Source organism: Rhodoglobus galactosidasius, from assembly GCF_054957775.1.
In genome coordinates this window covers 181993-199859 of record NZ_JBQIAV010000001.1, presented here as the reverse complement: position 1 = coordinate 199859, position 17867 = coordinate 181993, and the positions used below count along the sequence as shown (strand labels likewise).

25 protein-coding genes and 1 pseudogene are annotated in these 17867 nt (G+C 60.0%); 25 read left to right on the top strand and 1 reads right to left on the bottom strand.

From position 1 onward, the window contains the following. Nucleotides 1-38 precede the first annotated feature (38 nt). A complete protein-coding gene (gene tuf / locus ACTJJW_RS01075) occupies nucleotides 39-1232 on the top strand; it encodes an elongation factor Tu (RefSeq protein WP_343922584.1) in 1194 nt (397 codons plus the stop codon). A gap of 118 nt (nucleotides 1233-1350) precedes the next feature. Here tuf and ACTJJW_RS01070 read toward each other — a convergent pair whose 3' ends face one another. Continuing rightward, entirely contained in the window at nucleotides 1351-2148 is a 798-nt protein-coding gene (locus tag ACTJJW_RS01070; RefSeq protein WP_462642125.1) for an IclR family transcriptional regulator, read from the bottom strand. Between the two features lie 49 nt (nucleotides 2149-2197). On the opposite strand from ACTJJW_RS01070, the gene hutH reads away from it, so the two are divergent. The 24 genes and pseudogenes from hutH to rplO all read left to right on the top strand — a co-directional run bounded on the left by hutH (nucleotide 2198) and on the right by rplO (nucleotide 17766). After that, complete coding sequence (gene hutH, locus ACTJJW_RS01065; protein WP_462642124.1) at nucleotides 2198-3742, top strand: histidine ammonia-lyase; 1545 nt, start codon at nucleotides 2198-2200, stop codon at nucleotides 3740-3742. A gap of 42 nt (nucleotides 3743-3784) precedes the next feature. Beyond that, entirely contained in the window at nucleotides 3785-5428 is a 1644-nt protein-coding gene (gene hutU, locus ACTJJW_RS01060; RefSeq protein ID WP_462642123.1) for a urocanate hydratase, read from the top strand. Continuing rightward, a complete protein-coding gene (locus ACTJJW_RS01055) occupies nucleotides 5421-6278 on the top strand; it encodes an arginase family protein (RefSeq protein ID WP_462642122.1) in 858 nt (285 codons plus the stop codon). The genes hutU and ACTJJW_RS01055 overlap by 8 nt, the downstream gene beginning before the upstream one ends. Before the next feature lie 26 nt (nucleotides 6279-6304). After that, nucleotides 6305-7519: an imidazolonepropionase gene (gene hutI / locus ACTJJW_RS01050; RefSeq protein WP_462642474.1), complete on the top strand. Its 1215-nt coding sequence runs from the start codon at nucleotides 6305-6307 to the stop codon at nucleotides 7517-7519. Between the two features lie 464 nt (nucleotides 7520-7983). Next, the gene (gene rpsJ / locus ACTJJW_RS01045) at nucleotides 7984-8292 is read left to right on the top strand and encodes a 30S ribosomal protein S10 (protein ID WP_009773132.1); all 309 of its coding nucleotides are present in this window, start codon (nucleotides 7984-7986) and stop codon (nucleotides 8290-8292) included. 40 nt (nucleotides 8293-8332) lie between these two features. After that, a complete protein-coding gene (gene rplC / locus ACTJJW_RS01040; RefSeq protein WP_343922599.1) occupies nucleotides 8333-8983 on the top strand; it encodes a 50S ribosomal protein L3 in 651 nt (216 codons plus the stop codon). 5 nt (nucleotides 8984-8988) lie between these two features. Continuing rightward, the gene (gene rplD, locus ACTJJW_RS01035; protein WP_462642121.1) at nucleotides 8989-9648 is read left to right on the top strand and encodes a 50S ribosomal protein L4; all 660 of its coding nucleotides are present in this window, start codon (nucleotides 8989-8991) and stop codon (nucleotides 9646-9648) included. Beyond that, nucleotides 9645-9944: a 50S ribosomal protein L23 gene (gene rplW, locus ACTJJW_RS01030; protein ID WP_462642120.1), complete on the top strand. Its 300-nt coding sequence runs from the start codon at nucleotides 9645-9647 to the stop codon at nucleotides 9942-9944. Before rplD ends, rplW begins: the two co-directional genes overlap by 4 nt. 17 nt (nucleotides 9945-9961) lie before the next feature. Next, nucleotides 9962-10801: a 50S ribosomal protein L2 gene (gene rplB, locus ACTJJW_RS01025; protein ID WP_462642119.1), complete on the top strand. Its 840-nt coding sequence runs from the start codon at nucleotides 9962-9964 to the stop codon at nucleotides 10799-10801. 15 nt (nucleotides 10802-10816) lie between these two features. Then, nucleotides 10817-11098 (top strand): 30S ribosomal protein S19, encoded by a 282-nt coding sequence (gene rpsS / locus ACTJJW_RS01020; RefSeq protein WP_009773127.1) that lies wholly within the window; start codon nucleotides 10817-10819, stop codon nucleotides 11096-11098. Nucleotides 11099-11122: 24 nt separating this feature from the next. Next, nucleotides 11123-11515, top strand: coding sequence for a 50S ribosomal protein L22 (gene rplV / locus ACTJJW_RS01015; RefSeq protein WP_343922606.1), 393 nt, complete (start codon nucleotides 11123-11125; stop codon nucleotides 11513-11515). Then, nucleotides 11515-12339, top strand: a complete 825-nt coding sequence (gene rpsC, locus ACTJJW_RS01010) for a 30S ribosomal protein S3 (protein ID WP_462642118.1) — start codon at nucleotides 11515-11517, stop codon at nucleotides 12337-12339. The genes rplV and rpsC overlap by 1 nt, the downstream gene beginning before the upstream one ends. 2 nt (nucleotides 12340-12341) lie before the next feature. Next, nucleotides 12342-12761: a 50S ribosomal protein L16 gene (gene rplP, locus ACTJJW_RS01005; protein WP_009773124.1), complete on the top strand. Its 420-nt coding sequence runs from the start codon at nucleotides 12342-12344 to the stop codon at nucleotides 12759-12761. Next, on the top strand, nucleotides 12761-13093 hold the full coding sequence (gene rpmC, locus ACTJJW_RS01000; RefSeq protein ID WP_462642117.1) for a 50S ribosomal protein L29: 333 nt from the start codon (nucleotides 12761-12763) through the stop codon (nucleotides 13091-13093). The genes rplP and rpmC overlap by 1 nt, the downstream gene beginning before the upstream one ends. A 2-nt stretch (nucleotides 13094-13095) precedes the next feature. After that, nucleotides 13096-13392 carry a 30S ribosomal protein S17 gene (gene rpsQ / locus ACTJJW_RS00995; protein ID WP_009773122.1) on the top strand — a complete coding sequence of 99 codons (297 nt, stop codon included), beginning with the start codon at nucleotides 13096-13098 and terminating at the stop codon, nucleotides 13390-13392. Then, nucleotides 13392-13763 (top strand): 50S ribosomal protein L14, encoded by a 372-nt coding sequence (gene rplN, locus ACTJJW_RS00990; RefSeq protein WP_010203824.1) that lies wholly within the window; start codon nucleotides 13392-13394, stop codon nucleotides 13761-13763. The genes rpsQ and rplN overlap by 1 nt, the downstream gene beginning before the upstream one ends. A gap of 2 nt (nucleotides 13764-13765) precedes the next feature. Further along, nucleotides 13766-14101, top strand: a pseudogene (gene rplX / locus ACTJJW_RS00985) (50S ribosomal protein L24); the annotation flags it as partial. A 95-nt stretch (nucleotides 14102-14196) separates the two neighbouring features. After that, the gene (gene rplE / locus ACTJJW_RS00980; protein ID WP_462642116.1) at nucleotides 14197-14787 is read left to right on the top strand and encodes a 50S ribosomal protein L5; all 591 of its coding nucleotides are present in this window, start codon (nucleotides 14197-14199) and stop codon (nucleotides 14785-14787) included. 73 nt (nucleotides 14788-14860) lie between these two features. Then, entirely contained in the window at nucleotides 14861-15259 is a 399-nt protein-coding gene (gene rpsH, locus ACTJJW_RS00975; protein ID WP_462642115.1) for a 30S ribosomal protein S8, read from the top strand. Between the two features lie 6 nt (nucleotides 15260-15265). Beyond that, nucleotides 15266-15802, top strand: a complete 537-nt coding sequence (gene rplF / locus ACTJJW_RS00970) for a 50S ribosomal protein L6 (RefSeq protein ID WP_009773117.1) — start codon at nucleotides 15266-15268, stop codon at nucleotides 15800-15802. Between the two features lie 2 nt (nucleotides 15803-15804). Further along, on the top strand, nucleotides 15805-16176 hold the full coding sequence (gene rplR / locus ACTJJW_RS00965) for a 50S ribosomal protein L18 (protein WP_341952855.1): 372 nt from the start codon (nucleotides 15805-15807) through the stop codon (nucleotides 16174-16176). Then, nucleotides 16173-16898, top strand: a complete 726-nt coding sequence (gene rpsE, locus ACTJJW_RS00960; RefSeq protein ID WP_462642114.1) for a 30S ribosomal protein S5 — start codon at nucleotides 16173-16175, stop codon at nucleotides 16896-16898. Before rplR ends, rpsE begins: the two co-directional genes overlap by 4 nt. Further along, nucleotides 16898-17083 (top strand): 50S ribosomal protein L30, encoded by a 186-nt coding sequence (gene rpmD / locus ACTJJW_RS00955; RefSeq protein WP_009773114.1) that lies wholly within the window; start codon nucleotides 16898-16900, stop codon nucleotides 17081-17083. Before rpsE ends, rpmD begins: the two co-directional genes overlap by 1 nt. After that, a complete protein-coding gene (rplO, locus tag ACTJJW_RS00950; protein ID WP_462642113.1) occupies nucleotides 17083-17766 on the top strand; it encodes a 50S ribosomal protein L15 in 684 nt (227 codons plus the stop codon). The genes rpmD and rplO overlap by 1 nt, the downstream gene beginning before the upstream one ends. Nucleotides 17767-17867: the final 101 nt, after the last annotated feature.

The window sequence follows — 17867 nt, the reverse complement described above, 5'->3', positions numbered from 1 at the left end:
TCGGGTGCAGAGCAACCGAGTCCTGAGGAGGACCCACAGTGGCTAAGGCCAAGTTCGAGCGGACCAAGCCGCACGTAAACATCGGAACCATCGGTCACGTTGACCACGGAAAGACCACGCTCACCGCAGCCATCTCGAAGGTACTTGCAGACAAGTTCCCTTCGGCGACTAACGTGCAGCGTGACTTCTCGTCGATTGACTCGGCTCCGGAAGAGCGTCAGCGCGGCATCACCATCAACATCTCGCACGTTGAGTACGAGACCCCCAAGCGCCACTACGCACACGTAGACGCTCCGGGCCACGCTGACTACATCAAGAACATGATCACCGGTGCAGCTCAGATGGACGGTGCAATCCTCGTGGTTGCAGCGACCGACGGACCGATGGCTCAGACTCGCGAGCACGTTCTGCTCGCGAAGCAGGTTGGTGTTCCTTACCTGCTCGTAGCACTCAACAAGTCCGACATGGTTGACGACGAAGAGATCCTTGAGCTCGTTGAGCTCGAAGTTCGCGAACTCCTCTCAAGCCAGGGCTTCGATGGCGACAACGTTCCTGTTGTCCAGGTATCGGGCCTCAAGGCTCTCGAGGGCGACGAGAAGTGGGTTCAGTCAATTCTGGACCTCATGGATGCTGTCGACGAGAGCGTTCCTGACCCCATCCGCGACAAGGACAAGCCGTTCTTGATGCCGGTTGAAGACGTCTTCACGATCACTGGTCGTGGAACCGTTGTTACGGGCCGCGCTGAGCGTGGAACTCTCAAGATCAACTCCGACATCGAGATCGTTGGAATCCGTCCGACCCAGAAGACCACGGTCACTGGTATCGAGATGTTCCACAAGCAGCTCGACGAGGCATGGGCAGGCGAGAACTGTGGTCTGCTCCTTCGTGGAACGAAGCGTGAAGATGTAGAGCGTGGACAGGTTGTTGTTAAGCCTGGTTCCGTTACTCCTCACACGAACTTCGAGGGAACCGCATACATCCTGTCAAAGGATGAGGGTGGGCGTCACAACCCGTTCTACGCGAACTACCGTCCGCAGTTCTACTTCCGTACCACCGACGTCACCGGCGTCATCACGTTGCCTGAGGGCACCGAGATGGTTATGCCTGGCGACACCACCGACATGACCGTTGAGCTCATTCAGCCCATCGCCATGGAAGAGGGCCTCGGCTTCGCTATCCGTGAGGGTGGCCGCACTGTAGGTGCCGGTAAGGTAACCAAGGTTCTGGCGTAACTCCAGCACTAATTACGAAAGAGGGTCGAGCCGAAAGGCTCGGCCCTCTTTCGTTTAAGCAGCGCATGCGCAGCTGAGAAATACTGCAGGCGCAGGCGCAGGCGCGGGCGTTGCCGTGCTAACCGGAGCGTCCCGTGAGGCGGGCGGTGAGTGCGCGCGCGGCTGCCACGGTCGCGGCACCGAGCTCATCCCAGTGCTCGCCAACGGCATCCGTTCTGAAGGTGAGCCCGATCGAGGCCGAGGGGTATCCGTTTCGGTCGAAGGATGCGGCGCCAACGGATGCGTAGTCTGCGGTGACGTCACCGATCTCGATAGCCCATCCACGTTCCCGTGTGGTGTTGAGCAACTGGCTGAGCTCGTTGAGGGTCTGCGGGCCGGCGGATTGGCGACGAGTGAGTGAACTGCGCGAGGGATAGAGAGCGCGCACTTGGGGTGCAGTCAGTTGAGCGAGCATCGCCCGCCCGGTCGCGGTGAGGTGCGCGGGTAGGCGAACGCCGACGGACGACACCGTCGTCGGTGCGCGCGAGCCTTGTACGCGTGCTGCATAACTGACCTCGGCACCGGTCAGGACGGCCAGATGTGCCACCACCGGAATCGGGGCTTCGCGCGCAAGGCTCTGCATGAGAGAGGTGGCCAGTCGCGAGAGTCGTTCGCTGTGCAACGCTGAGGTTCCGATCTCGGAGACGAGCGCGCTCAGCCCGTAGGTGCGGTCTTCGGGATAGTGCACCACAAAGCCTTCGTCGATCATGATGGCAAGAAGTTGATAGACGGATGAGCGGGGCAATTCGAGTTCGCGGGCGAGGCTCGAGGCCCGCACCGGCCCAGGTCGGGAGGCGAGGTGTCGCAGCACTGCCATGGTGTTGCGGGCGGCGGGAATCTCGAGCACAGTGCCCCTGTCTGGTATTTCAGACACCATATCCCGAATACCCCTCGCAGAGGAAGGCCAATGGGCGTTCACTGGGATCATGAATCTCGCCCCAGATACGGCCGTCACCATCGGCGTAGGTCCTTTGAGCATCCACGATGTTGTTGCAGTGGCGCGGCACAATGCACCCGTCGAGCTCGATCCTGCCGCTTACGACGCGATCGCCGCCTCCCGAGCAGTGATCGAAGCGCTCGCTGATGATGTGCGGCCACACTACGGGGTGTCGACAGGCTTTGGAGCCCTCGCGACGAAGCACATTGCCCCCGAACAACGAGTTCAGCTTCAGCGGTCGCTTGTACGGAGCCATGCCGCTAGCTCTGGCGCAGAAGTCGATGCCGAGGTTGTTCGTGCGACCATGCTCCTCCGCCTCTCAACCATGGCGACCGGGCGCACCGGAGTTCGGCCCATCGTGGCCGAGACCTATGCTGCGCTGCTCAACGCGGGCATCACGCCGATCGTCGGCGAGTACGGCAGCCTCGGATGCTCAGGCGACCTCGCGCCCCTTGCGCACTGTGCGCTTGCGGTCATGGGTGAAGGCGACGTGCGGGTTACCGGCGAACTGTTGCCAGCATCCGCAGCGCTGAGGGCAGCAGGCATCGAGCCCGTGGTGTTGCACGAAAAGGAGGGCCTTGCGCTGATCAATGGCACCGATGGGATGCTCGGGATGCTCGCGCTCGCGATCACCGATCTTCGGGCTCTCCTCACGACTGCCGACCTGGCCGCAGCGCTCAGTGTCGAGGGTCTTGCCGGCACCGATCGCGTGTTCGCAGAGGATCTGCAGCAGCTTCGACCACACCCCGGCCAGGCTCACTCTGCGGCAAACATGCGAGCGGTTCTTCGCGGATCTGGCGCGATTGCGGCACACGCAAGCAACGGCTTCACCAGAGTGCAGGATGCGTATTCGCTGCGCTGTGCACCTCAAGTGCACGGTGCCGCCCGCGACACTGTCGAGCACACGACCATGGTCGCCAAGCGCGAACTGGCGAGTGCCATCGACAACCCGGTTGTCACTCTCGACGGGCGCCTCGAGTCCAACGGAAACTTCCATGGTGCGCCGGTCGGCTACGCTCTCGACTTCCTCGCGATCGTGAGCGCCGACGTCGCCAGCATGAGCGAACGCCGAACCGACCGCTTTCTCGACAGCAACCGAAACGGTGGGCTCAATGCTTTCCTCGCCGACGACCCCGGTGTCGACTCTGGGCACATGATCGCGCAGTACACGCAGGCCGGGATTGTTAGTGAACTGAAGCGGCTGGCGGCTCCAGCATCCGTTGATTCGATTCCGACGAGCGCGATGCAAGAAGATCACGTATCGATGGGCTGGAGCGCCGGGCTCAAACTGCGTCGCAGCATCGATGGACTCTCGCGTGTGCTTGCAATCGAGTTGCTCACGGCGGCTCGGGGTATTGAGATGCGAGGAGAGACACCGTCGCCGGTTTCTGCTGCCGTCATTGATTCGATTCGTGAAAGGGTTCCCGGTGCGGGACCCGACCGCTACTTGGCGCCAGACATTGCCGCGAGCGTCGAACTTGTTCAGTCGGGTGCGCTGCTGGCCGCAGCCCGATCCGTCACCGACCTTCGCTAGCCAGCGAACGTCACTAGCCCTCGATCTTCACTAGGAGCACTCATGATCACCGCACACCGTGGAAGCACCCTCAACACTCTGGGCTGGCAGCAGGAGGGCGCACTGCGCATGCTGCAAAACAACCTCGATCCCGAGGTTGCCGAGCACCCAGAAGATCTCGTTGTTTATGGAGGCACGGGCAAGGCCGCTCGCGACTGGCCGAGCTATCACGCCATCGTTCGTTCGCTGACAACGCTCAAGAGTGATGAGACCTTGCTTGTTCAGTCGGGCAAGCCAGTCGGCGTAATGCAGACCCACGAGTGGGCCCCGCGAGTGTTGCTGGCCAACTCCAACCTCGTGGGTGACTGGGCAAACTGGGATGAGTTCCGCCGACTTGAGCAGCTCGGTCTCACCATGTATGGCCAGATGACGGCCGGATCATGGATCTACATCGGCACTCAGGGCATCCTGCAGGGCACCTATGAAACGTTCTCTGCGGTCGCGGCGAAACGCTTCGGCGGAACTCTGGCGGGCACCATTACTCTCACGGCTGGCCTCGGAGGCATGGGTGGCGCACAGCCGCTCGCCGTAACCATGAACGACGGTGTTGCGATCTGTATCGATGTGGATCAGAGTCGCATCACTCGCCGTATCGATCACGGCTATCTCGATGTCGAAGCGAAGTCGCTCGCCCACGCGGTTGAACTGGCGGTTGCTGCACGGGATGCCAAGAAACCGCTCTCGATCGGCGTGCTCGCGAACGCTGCAGCAGCGATCCCGGAGTTGCTGGCGATGGGTGCGCCCATCGATATCGTCACGGACCAGACAAGCGCGCACGATCCGCTGGCCTACTTGCCGCTCGGCGTCGATTTTGACGATTGGGAGAGCGCTCGACGCGATCCCGGCTTTGCGCAGCGCTCGCGGGAGTCGATGGCCGTCCACGTTGAGGGCATGGTCGGGTTCCAGCAGCAGGGCGCTGAGGTCTTCGACTATGGCAATAACCTCCGCACCGAGGCGCTCGCGGCGGGCTACGCGAAGGCATTCGCGTTTCCGGGGTTCGTGCCGGCATACATCCGCCCACTGTTTGCTGAGGGCAAGGGGCCGTTCCGCTGGGCTGCGCTGAGCGGCGAGGCCAGCGACATCCATAAGACTGACAAAGCTATTCTCAACCTCTTTCCCGAAAACGAGTCGCTGGCACGCTGGATCAAACTTGCTGGTGAGCGTGTGCACTTCCAGGGTCTTCCTGCTCGCATTTGCTGGCTAGGCTATGGCGAGCGCGACAAGGCGGGGCTCCTCTTCAACGAGATGGTCTCTTCTGGCGAGTTGGCCGCGCCGCTGGCAATCGGCCGCGACCACCTCGATAGTGGTTCGGTGGCGTCGCCCTATCGCGAGACTGAGGCCATGAAAGACGGCTCGGATGCGATTGCCGACTGGCCGCTGCTCAATGCACTCGTCAACACGTCGTCGGGTGCGACGTGGGTGTCGATCCATCACGGTGGTGGCGTCGGTATTGGTCGGTCGATCCACGCTGGGCAGGTCACGGTTGCTGATGGAACAGACCTTGCAGCACACAAGCTTGAGCGGGTTCTCACCAACGATCCTGGCATGGGGGTAATTCGTCACGTGGATGCTGGCTACGATGAGGCCATTGCGGTTGCCGACAACCTTGGCGTGCGCATCCCGATGACGGAAGGTGACAATGCTTAACTCTGATCCACTCTGGCCGCGTGCGGGGGACTGGCCATCGCCGGTTGATGGGGAGTGGGCGGATGTCGCGCTCATTGGAATGCCGACGTCGCGCACGTCTCTCTCGCCGACGCAGGCGCACACAACTCCCGCAGCGGTGCGCGAAGTGTTGCGTCGCTATGCCGCGCTGACCGAACTTCGGATCGTAGACGCGGGCAATGTGCGTGAACCCGACCTAAATGAGCAGGGGGCGATCGAGACAGTCGCTGCGCTGCGCGCTGAGCTGGTGATTGCGCTGGGCGGCGACAATGCGACGACAGTGCCGACGGCGTTGGGGCGTTGGGGTGCTGCGGTCGACACGGCGGGGCTGATCACGCTCGATGCGCACTATGACTTGCGCGATGGCACCACCAATGGTTCTCCGGTTCGGCGTCTCTTAGAAGCAGGTCTCGATGGGCGTCGCGTGGTGCAGATCGGGATCGAGCCGTTGGCTAACTCGTTGGCCTATGCCGAACGTGCTCACGACGCGGGCATCACGGTGATTACGCGTGATGAGCTGCGGGTGCGGTCGATGGACGACGTAATGGCACAGGCGCTCGAAATTGCCGGTGCAGGCGGTGGCCCGATCCATGTCGACTTTGATGTGGATGTCTGCGATCGCTCTGTAGCTCCGGCGTGCCCGGCATCGATTCCTGGCGGAATTTCGGCTATCGAACTGCGCACTGCCGCTCGACTCGCTGGTGCACACTCTTCGGTGTCGTCGATCGACCTGGTCGAAGTGGATGCCGCATCCGACTCGGCAGACGAACGTACCGTTCGCTTGGTCGCGCTCTGTGTTCTCGAGGCGATCTCGGGGGTTGCGCTGCGATGACCGGCGCCGCGACCGCCAGCCCTGCGATGACTAGCGCGGCACCGATCAACGCAGCTGCAACCAGCCCTACAGGTAGCAGCACGGTGGTCGACAACATTGGTGTCCTCCTCACGCATGACCCTGAGCGGCCAGAGCTCAATGATGCCGCGATCGTCTTCGAGAACGGGCGTGTCGCTTGGTGGGGTGCTTCCGCTGATGCGCCGAGTGCGGATTCCCGTGTAGACGCCAACCGGGGATGCGTGTTGCCGGGCTTTGTCGACAGCCACAGCCATCTGCTGTTTGCTGGCGATCGTTCTGACGAGTTTGAGGCGCGCATGGCGGGGCGCCGTTATGAGGCGGGCGGGATTCGTCGCACTGTTGCGCTGTCGCGTGAAGCAAGCGACGAGGAACTGCTGGCAAATGCCGCGGCGCTGGTTGCGGAAATGCGTAGGCAGGGCACCACGACGGTAGAGATCAAGAGCGGTTACGGGTTGAGCGTCCATGACGAGGCGCGGATGCTGCGCCTCGCATCCACTCTGACGACGGAGACCACGTTCTTGGGCGCCCACGTTGTGCCCGCAGAGTTTGCTGATGACCGGGCAGCGTATGTGAGTCTTGTCATGGGGGAGATGCTCGATGCGTGCGCACCTCACTCTCGCTGGATTGATGTGTTCTGTGACAACGGCGCGTTCACCGAGGAGGAGACGCGCGCGATCATCGGTGCCGGTCTTGCTCGCGGCTTAGGCGCCCGCCTGCACGGCGCGCAATTGGGCGAATCAGGGGCGGTTCAACTCGCAGCCGAACTGGGGGCGGCAAGTGTCGATCACTGCACGTACCTCAGTGATGCGGATGTGGATGCGCTGGCCGGCAGCAGCACTGTCGCTGGCGTGCTTCCCGGGGTGGAGTTCTCTACGAAACACCCCTTTGTGGATGCACGGCGGCTCCTCGACGCGGGTGTGACTGTTGCACTCGCCAGCGATTGCAATCCGGGCTCTAGCTTCACCTCATCCATCCCGTTCTGTATCGCTCTTGCAGTGCGTGAAATGGGAATGACAACCCTGGAGGCGGTGACAGCGGCGACGCTGGGAGGGGCCCGTTCGTTGCGCCTCGACGACGTAGGTCATCTGCAGGTGGGTGCCCGAGCAAATGCCCAGATTCTGGATGCTCCGAATTACCGCCATTTGGCCTATCGGCCCGGTGTTCCGTTGGTGGCGAGCGTGTTTATGGATGGCGTACGAGACGTCGTGAAGCACCCTCACTAAACAGTGCCAAAATTCCGACACGCCCGGGTTGCAGCAAATGCCCGGATGTGACAGACTCTTCTAGTTCAACATTTCGCCGCCTCGTGTGTGCGAATCACTCCCAGGCAGTGCATAGTTCCACAAGGTGTGTCTCGCGCAGAGCGTGTGTCACACAAGGTGAAGTAGCTAGGCCGCGGGGAGCAGAACCAAGCTTAACCAACTCCCCACAGCTTCTCGAAAGAGAACAGCGTCGTGAAAAAGACGATTTGCGGGGAAGGTTTGTGTCGGCTCGCCTGCACACTCTCCTCGCGTCTACGCGGGTTGGTATCACAAGCAGTGACAGCAAGAACTTGACAGATAAATAGTGGTGCGAAAGCAGAAGTGCTGAGCGTCTCCGGGTGGCAGCATTCGGTAGCGAGCAGCCCAGGTGCACGCAGTGCAGCCAAACGCAGTGCAACCAAAGTACTAAGGGAAGAGAGCCAGTCATGGCGGGACAGAAGATCCGCATTCGACTTAAGTCGTACGACCACGAGGTCATCGACTCGTCGGCACGCAAAATCGTTGACACGGTAACCCGCGCGGGTGCCACGGTAGTAGGCCCAGTGCCGCTGCCCACTGAAAAGAACGTGATTGCGGTTATCCGCTCTCCCCACAAGTACAAGGACAGCCGCGAGCACTTCGAGAAGCGCACCCACAAGCGGCTCATCGACATCATCGACCCGACGCCCAAGGCTGTGGATTCGCTTATGCGTCTCGACCTGCCGGCCGACGTCAACATCGAGATCAAGCTTTAGCTCGCGCAGTTATTGAGCGACAGAGCCGATAAGGAAAATAATGTCTATAACTAAGACGACTAAGGGTCTGCTGGGCAAGAAGCTCGGCATGACTCAGGTTTGGGACGAGAACAACAAACTCGTTCCCGTGACCGTTGTCGAAATCACCCCGAATGTGGTTACGCAGCTGCGTACCCCTGAGGTTGATGGATACAGCGCAGTCCAGATCGCATACGGCCAGATTGACCCTCGTAAGGTCAACAAGCCCCTCACCGGTCACTTCGACAAGGCAGGCGTAACGCCTCGCCGTCACATCACCGAGATTCGCACCCCCGACGCCGCGGAGTACACCGTCGGCCAGGAGCTTGCAGTCGACATCTTCACCCCCGGCTCGAAGGTCGACGTTGTCGGCACGAGCAAGGGTAAGGGTTTCGCCGGTGTTATGAAGCGACACAACTTCAAGGGTGTTTCTGCGAGCCACGGTTCGCACCGAAACCACCGCAAGCCTGGTTCCATTGGTGCCTCGTCGACCCCCAGCCGTGTCTTCAAGGGCATGCGCATGGCCGGTCGTATGGGTGGTGACCGCGTAACGGTCATGAACCTCGCCGTCCACGCGATCGACCTTGAGAAGGGACTCGTGCTCATCAAGGGCGCCGTTCCCGGAGCTCGCGGTCGTATCGTCTTCGTCCGCAACGCAGTGAAGGGGGCGTAGTACACATGGCTACCTCCATCGACGTCATCGACGCCAAGGGCAAGAAGGTCGACTCTGTCGAACTGCCTGCTGAGATCTTCGACGTGCAGACCAACGTTCCCCTTATCCACCAGGTTGTTGTCGCTCAGCGTGCAGCAGCACGTCAGGGTACGCACAACACCCTGCGTCGCGGTGAAGTTTCGGGTTCAGGTCGCAAGCCGTTCAAGCAGAAGGGAACCGGTCGCGCTCGTCAGGGCTCGATCCGTGCTCCTCAGATGAAGGGTGGTGGTATCGTTCACGGTCCACACCCGCGTGACTACTCACAGCGCACCCCCAAGAAGATGATTGCTGCAGCACTTCGCGGCGCATTGTCCGACCGGGCTCGCGGTGAGCGCATTCACGTAATCGACGCTCTGTCTGTAGACAACAAGCCTTCGACGAAGGCTGTTTCAGCGCTGCTTGCGAGCATCGCGCCGAGCAAGAACGTGCTCGTTGTGCTTCAGCGCGACGACGCGAACAGCCTCAAGAGCATTCGTAACCTCGACACGGTTCACGTTCTGTCATACGACCAACTCAACGCCTACGACGTCGTCGTTAGCGACGACATCGTGTTCAGCAAGGGCGCCTACGACGCGTTCGTTGCGTTCAACACCAAGTCTTCGAACAAGGAAGAGGTCAGCGCATGACCGTCACGTACAAGGACCCACGCGACATCATCGTCGCTCCCGTGGTTTCCGAGAAGAGCTACAACCTGATCGATCAGGGTAAGTACACCTTCGAGGTAGACCCCCGTGCGAACAAGACGGAGATCAAGCTCGCTATTGAGAAGATCTTCAAGGTCAAGGTCGACTCGGTCAACACGTTGAACCGCACGGGCAAGACCCGTCGTACCCGTTTCGGTATGGGCAAGCGCAAGGACACCAAGCGCGCCATCGTCACGCTCAAGTCCGGTTCCATCGACATCTTCACAGCTGTCGGCTAGGGACCAAGGAGAAACTAATGGCTATTCGCAAGTACAAGCCCACGACGCCTGGTCGCCGTGGTTCCTCGGTTGCAGACTTTGCTGAGATCACCCGTTCGACCCCAGAGAAGTCGCTTCTGCGCCCTCTGCCGAAGACTGGTGGCCGCAACAACGCAGGTCGCATCACGAGCCGTCACGTTGGTGGTGGCCACAAGCGCCAGTACCGCGTCATCGACTTCAAGCGCAACGACAAAGACGGCGTAAACGCCCGCGTTGCCGAGATCGAGTACGACCCCAACCGCACCGCACGTATCGCACTGCTCCACTTTGTTGATGGCAGCAAGCGCTACATCATTGCGCCAAACAAGCTCAAGCAGGGCGACATCATCGAGTCGGGTGCTGGTGCTGACATCAAGCCAGGCAACAACCTGCCGATGAAGAACATCCCCGTGGGTACAGTCATTCACATGATCGAACTTCGCCCCGGTGCTGGCGCCAAGATGGCCCGCTCCGCTGGCGCATCTGTTCGACTCGTTGCAAAAGAGGGCCCTTACGCGCAGCTGCGTTTGCCTTCCGGTGAAATCCGTAACGTTGACGTTCGTTGCCGCGCAACGATCGGCGAGGTCGGCAATGCCGAGCAGTCGAACATCAACTGGGGTAAGGCCGGCCGTATGCGCTGGAAGGGTGTCCGCCCAACAGTGCGTGGTGTCGCCATGAACCCCGTCGACCACCCCCACGGTGGTGGTGAGGGTAAGACGTCCGGTGGACGTCACCCCGTTTCCCCTTGGGGCCAGGCAGAGGGGCGCACTCGTAAGCGCAAACTGCCCAGTGACAAGCTCATCGTTCGCCGCCGCAATGTCGGCAAGAAGCGCAAGTAGTAGGAGAGTCAGAAGATGCCACGCAGTCTGAAGAAGGGCCCCTTCGTCGACGACCACCTCCTACAAAAGGTTGTCAAGGCGAACGAAGCCAAGAGCAAGAACGTAATCAAGACCTGGTCGCGCCGCTCAATGATCGTTCCAGCAATGCTGGGCCACACGATCGCGGTGCACGATGGTCGCAAGCACATTCCGGTGTTCATCACCGAAACCATGGTTGGGCACAAGCTCGGCGAGTTTTCGCCCACCCGTACCTTCCGTGGACACGTGAAGGACGACAAGAAGGGTCGCCGCCGCTAGCGCGGTGGTGGAGGAGGTAGAGAAATGGTGGAGTCGATCGCACGCGTGCGTCACATCCGCGTGACCCCCATGAAGGCTCGTCGCGTTGTCAACATGATCCGCGGCAAGCAAGCTCAAGAAGCATTGGCAATTTTGAAGTTCGCACCTCAGGGCGCGAGCGAGCCGGTGTACAAGCTGGTTGCGTCTGCAATCGCCAACGCGCGAGTCAAGGCAGATGCTGCAAATAGCTTCTTGGACGAGCAGGATTTGATCATCTCGAAGGCGTTTGTCGATGATGGAGCCACGTTGAAGCGTTTCCAGCCGCGTGCCCAGGGCCGTGCGTTCCAGATTCTGAAGCGCACCAGCCACATCACGATTGTTCTGGCCACGCCAGACCACGTCGTTGAAGCCAAGGCCGACAAGGCAGGGAAGAAGTAATGGGACAGAAGGTAAACCCCTACGGTTTCCGTCTAGGAATCACCACCGACCATGTGTCGCGTTGGTTCTCTGACAGCACCAAGGTGGGTCAGCGTTACAGCGACTACGTTGCGGAAGATGTAAAAATCCGCAACCTGCTCAAGTCGAACCTCGACCGCGCAGGTGTTGCTCGCATTGAAATCGAGCGCACCCGTGACCGCGTTCGCGTAGACATTCACACCGCCCGTCCGGGCATTGTGATCGGTCGTCGCGGCGCCGAGGCAGAGCGTATTCGTGGAGAGCTCGAAAAGCTTTCCGGTAAGCAGATCCAGCTCAACATCCTCGAGGTCAAGAACCCTGAGGCTGAAGCTCAGCTCGTTGCACAGGGAATCGCAGAACAGCTCGCTGCTCGTGTTGCGTTCCGTCGGGCAATGCGTAAGGGCCTCCAGGGTGCTCAGCGCGCCGGAGCCAAGGGTGTTCGCATCCAGGTATCGGGTCGTTTGGGTGGCGCAGAAATGAGCCGCTCCGAGTACTACCGTGAAGGTCGCGTACCGCTGCACACGCTCCGCGCAAACATCGATTACGGCTTCTACGAGGCCAAGACCACTTTCGGTCGCATCGGTGTCAAGGTGTGGGTCTACAAGGGCGACATCACCAACAAGGAGCTCGCTCGCGAGCAGGCTAACCAGAAGTCGTCGCGCCCAGAGCGTCGCGATGGTGGCGACCGTGGCCGTCGTACCGGCGGCCCTTCGTCCGCACCGAAGGCTGAAGCACCCAAGGCAGAAGCACCGAAGGCAGAAGCTCCTAAGGCAGACGCAACGGTTGCAGCAGGAGTTGAGGCATAACAATGTTGATTCCGCGTAAGGTCAAGTACCGCAAGCAGCACCACCCCTCCCGTAGCGGCCACGCTACCGGTGGAACCACGGTGTCGTTTGGCGAGTACGGTATTCAGGCTTTGACGCCGGCATACGTAACGAACCGCCAGATTGAGGCGGCTCGTATTGCTATGACGCGTCACATCAAGCGTGGTGGAAAGGTGTGGATTAACATCTACCCCGACCGCCCGCTCACCAAAAAGCCCGCTGAAACCCGCATGGGTTCCGGTAAGGGTTCGCCCGAGTGGTGGGTCGCCAACGTCAAGCCAGGTCGCGTGCTCTTTGAGCTCAGCGGAGTGGACGAGACGACGGCACGCGAAGCACTCACTCGTGCAATTCACAAGCTGCCCCTCAAGGCACGCATCATCAAGCGCGAGGAGGGCGACGCATAATGGCGATCGGATCCAAGGAGCTAGCCCCAGTCGAGCTAGACACTTTTGAAGACGAACGACTGATTGACGAGCTGAAGAAGGCGAAGGAAGAGCTCTTCAACCTTCGTTTTCAGGCCGCAACCGGTCAACTGGAAAGCCACGGACGTATTCGCGCTGTTAAGCGCGACATCGCTCGCATCTACACGGTTATCCGTGAGCGCGAGCTGGGCATCCGTGCAACTCCTGCTGCTATCGAGGCTCCGGCAAAAGAGACCAAGAAGCGCAGCACCAAGAAGGCAGATGCAGCGGATGAAACCGCAGCGGACGCCGCTGACGAGACGAAGGAGGCGTAGTCATGGCCAAGGTTGAAGACAAGAAGACCGCGGAGACCGCCGAGGTCGCTCGTGGGTACCGCAAGACCCGTCGCGGGTTAGTGACTAGCGACAAGATGGATAAGACCATCGTTGTCATAGTCGAAGACCGCGTGAAGCACCCGTTGTACGGCAAGGTTATTCGCCGTAACTCCAAGGTGAAGGTTCACGACGAGGCCAACACGGCCGGTGTCGGTGACTCCGTTCTAATCAGCGAGACCCGTCCGCTCAGCGCCACGAAGCGCTGGCGTCTGGTCGAGATCCTCGAAAAGGCTAAGTAATGCTTCAGCAGGAATCCCGAGTAAAGGTTGCCGATAACACCGGCGCCAAGGAGCTCCTCACGATTCGCGTTCTCGGTGGCTCAGGCCGTCGTTACGCAGGTCTCGGCGATGTCATTGTGGCAACCGTAAAAGACGCGATTCCTGGCGGAAACGTCAAGAAGGGTGAGGTCGTCAAGGCCGTCATCGTTCGCGTCATCAAGCAGACTCGTCGTTCCGACGGTTCATACATCAAGTTTGATGAGAACGCAGCCGTAATCCTTAAGTCCGATGGTGGAGACCCTCGTGGTACTCGCATCTTCGGACCGGTCGGCCGTGAGCTTCGCGACAAGAAGTTCATGAAGATCATCTCTCTCGCACCGGAGGTGCTGTAGTTATGGCAAAGATTCGCAAGGGTGACCTCGTACAGGTCATCAGCGGCCCGACCGAAGAGCGCGGCGGAAGCCGTGGCAAGCAGGGTCGTGTTATCAGGGTTATCGCTGGAAAAGACCGCGTCGTCGTGGAGGGTGTCAATTTCGTCACCAAGCACGTCAAGGTCGGTCAGACTCAGCGTGGAACGAAGACCGGTGGCATCGAGACGATGGAGGCACCGATTCACGTGTCCAACATTGCTCTCGTTGATCCCGAGACCAAGCTCCCGGCACGTGTTGGCTTCACCGTCGGCACCGATGACCGCGGAAAGACCACGCGCGAGCGCTTCTTTAAGAAGTCGCGCCGCGTAGAGACCAAGAAGTCGAAGGCAGCTACGGCTGAGCCCAAGGCCTCGACGAAGGATGCCGAAAAGGCAACCGAGAAGGACGCAGACTAATGACGACGACTGCACCTGCAGCTGGCAAAATCCAGCCGCGCCTGAAGCAGAAGTACCGCACCGAACTTGCGGCGCAGCTCAAGAAGGATCTTGGACTCACCAACGTGCACCAGGTTCCGGGGATCGTCAAGGTCGTCGTTAACACTGGTGTCGGTGAAGCGGCTCGCGACGGAAAGATCATCGATGGGGCCGTCAAGGACCTCACCGCGATCACCGGCCAGAAGCCCTACGTAACGAGCGCTCGCAAGTCGATTGCTCAGTTCAAGCTCCGTGAAGGACAGCCCATTGGCGCACACGTCACCCTCCGTGGTGACCGCGCTTGGGAGTTCCTTGACCGCCTGATCTCGCTCGCACTTCCGCGTATTCGTGACTTCCGCGGCCTTTCGGACAAGCAGTTCGATGGCAACGGCAACTACACGTTCGGCCTCACGGAGCAGTCAATGTTCCACGAGATCGATCAGGACAAGATTGACCGTGTTCGTGGTTTCGACATCACAATCGTCACCACTGCAAAGAACAACGAAGAGGGCCGTGCGCTGTTGAAGGCACTCGGGTTCCCGTTCCGTTCAGCAGAGAACGCATCTAACTAACCAAGTATCACCAATCGACCAGGTCGGCCTTCGTGTAACGGATGCCGAAACCAGACGAGACAGGAAACACATAATGACAATGACAGATCCGGTCGCTGACATGCTGACCAGACTGCGCAACGCCAATTCGGCGCACCACGACAGCGTTTCAATGCCTAACAGCAAGCTGAAGTCGCGCCTGGCTGAAATGCTCAAGGCAGAGGGATACATCCTCAGCTGGAGCACCGAGGACGCTCGCGTGGGCCAGACCCTCACGATCGAACTCAAGTACAGCCCCACTCGCGAGCGTTCCATCAAGGGAATCAAGCGCGTTTCGAAGCCTGGCCTTCGTGTATACGCTCGCTCGACCGAAATCCCCAAGGTTCTTGGCGGACTCGGCGTGGCCGTTTTGTCCACCTCCTCAGGTCTGTTGACCGACAAAGAGGCGACTAAGAAGGGCGTAGGTGGGGAAGTCCTCGCTTACGTGTGGTAACTCACAATGTCACGAATCGGAAGACTTCCTATTGATGTCCCCGCTGGTGTCACGATCACCATCGATGGACAAAACGTCGCAGTGAAGGGCCCGAAGGGCGAGCTTGCGCTCACCGTCAAGGCTCCAATCGCCGTAGCGCTCGAAGAGGGCCAGGTTCTCGTAACGCGCCCCAACGACGAGCGTGAATCGCGTTCGCTCCACGGCCTCACTCGTACGCTGATCTCTAACCAGATCGTTGGTGTCACCGACGGTTACACCAAGGGCCTTGAGGTCGTTGGTACTGGTTACCGTGTTACGGCAAAGGGCAGCTCAGTTGAGTTTGCTCTCGGGTACTCACACTCGATCACCGTTGACCCGCCCGCAGGCATTAGCTTCGCGGTCGAGGGCAACAACAAACTAGTTGTCAGCGGCATCGACAAGCAGGCGGTTGGCGAAGTAGCAGCCAACATTCGTAAATTGCGCAAGCCAGAGCCTTATAAGGGCAAGGGTGTGCGCTACGCCGGCGAAGTTGTTCGTCGCAAGGCCGGAAAGAGTGGTAAGTAGACATGGCTCTCGGAACCAGAGGTAAGAGCAAGTCGGCCGCTAAGGGCCGCAGGCACGCACGTCTCCGCAAGAAGGTCGTGGGCACCGAGGTGCGCCCCCGTCTCGTGGTTACGCGTTCAGCGCGTCACGTATTCGTTCAGGTTGTCGATGACTCCAAGGGTGTCACCGTAGCCTCAGCTTCGACCATGGAGTCGAGCATGCGTACGTTCGATGGCGACAAGACCGCTAAGGCACGCAAGATCGGCGAAATGGTCGCCGAGCGCGCCAAGGACGCCGGTGTTGAGGCCGTCGTATTTGATCGTGGTGGAAGCCGTTACGCAGGCCGCGTCGCAGCTATCGCCGACGGAGCGCGAGAGGGTGGATTGAACCTGTGAGCGATAACGTGGAAAACAAGACAACTAACAAGGAGCAGCCCGTGGCCGCTGAGGCGACTAGCGCCATCTCCGTACCTGAGGTCGTCGTAGACGCCCCAGCAACTGACGTAACGAGCGAGCCCCGCGAGGCTCGTCGTGGCGGCCGTGAGCGTGGCCCTGACCGTGGTGGCCGTGGCGGAAACAACAGCCGCGACAACGACAAGAACCAGTTCTTGGAGCGTGTCGTGACCATCAACCGTGTATCGAAGGTCGTCAAGGGTGGTCGTCGCTTTAGCTTCACCGCTCTCGTCGTCGTCGGTGACGGTAACGGCATGGTTGGTGTCGGTTACGGCAAGGCTCGTGAGGTTCCCCTCGCGATCTCGAAGGGCGTTGAAGAAGCGAAGAAGAACTTCTTCCGCGTTCCTCGCGTTGACGCATCGATTCCTCACTCGGTCCAGGGTGAGGCTGCTGCGGGCGTTGTTCTGCTGCGTCCCGCATCCGCTGGTACCGGTGTTATCGCTGGTGGTCCCGTCCGCGCCGTACTCGAGTGCGCCGGAATTCACGACGTTCTCAGCAAGTCGCTCGGTTCTTCGAACACGATCAACATCGTTCACGCAACAGTCGCAGCACTCAAGCAGCTCGAAGAGCCTCGCTCGGTTGCCGCTCGTCGTGGGCTCGATGCAGAACACGTTATCCCGGCACGCTTGCTGCGCGCCGAGGCTGAAGCTAAGGCAGGTGTCTGATGGCTGGTCGCCTGAAGGTAACCCAAATCAAGTCCAAAATTAGTGAGAAGCAGAACCAACGCGACACGCTGCGCAGCCTTGGGCTCAAGCGCATCGGCTCCGTTGTTGTGCGCGAGGACAACTCGCAGAACCGTGGTTACGTCAACACGGTCGCTCACCTTGTCAAAGTCGAGGAGATTGACTAATGGCTGACGAGAAAGAAACTCCAAAGAAGGCAGCAGCCCCTAAGGCTGCTGCTGCGAAGAAGGATGCTCCTACGAAGGCACCCGCTGCGAAGAAGGATGCTCCTACGAAGGCACCCGCTGCGAAGAAGGATGCTCCCGCTAAGGCGACAACGGCTAAGGCTGCGGCTGACAAGCCTGCTACCAAGGCTCCTGCCGCAAAGTCCTCGACCGCCAAGAAGGCGTCGAGCGACGATGTTGCAAGTCGCCCGCAGGTTCTGAAGATGCATCACCTCCGTCCCGCCGCCGGCGCAAAGAAAGACAGAATGCGCGTCGGTCGTGGTGAAGGATCCAAGGGTAAGACCGCGGGTCGTGGAACCAAGGGAACAAAGGCGCGTTACAACATGCGTCTCGGCTTCGAAGCTGGAAACATCAACTTCGTCATGCGTGCACCGAAGCTGCGCGGATTTAAGAATCCGTTCCGCGTTGAGTACCAGGTTGTAAACCTCGAAAAGCTCGCGGAACTTTACCCTAAGGGTGGCGATGTAACCATCGCTGATCTCGTGTCGAAGGGCGCCGTTCGCAAGAACGAAAAGGTCAAGGTTCTTGGTCAGGGCGATATTGCGGTTAAGCTGAATGTTGCAGTTGATAAGGTCTCCGGCTCCGCTGAGCAGAAGATCGTTGCGGCCGGCGGTTCGGTTCAGTAACTATCACTGCGCGAGACGTTAGTGTCGCGCTGGTCACACCTGTGGTCAAGCAGACAGGATGGGTGGGGAATCCCGCATAAGGGGTTCCCCATTCGCCCGCA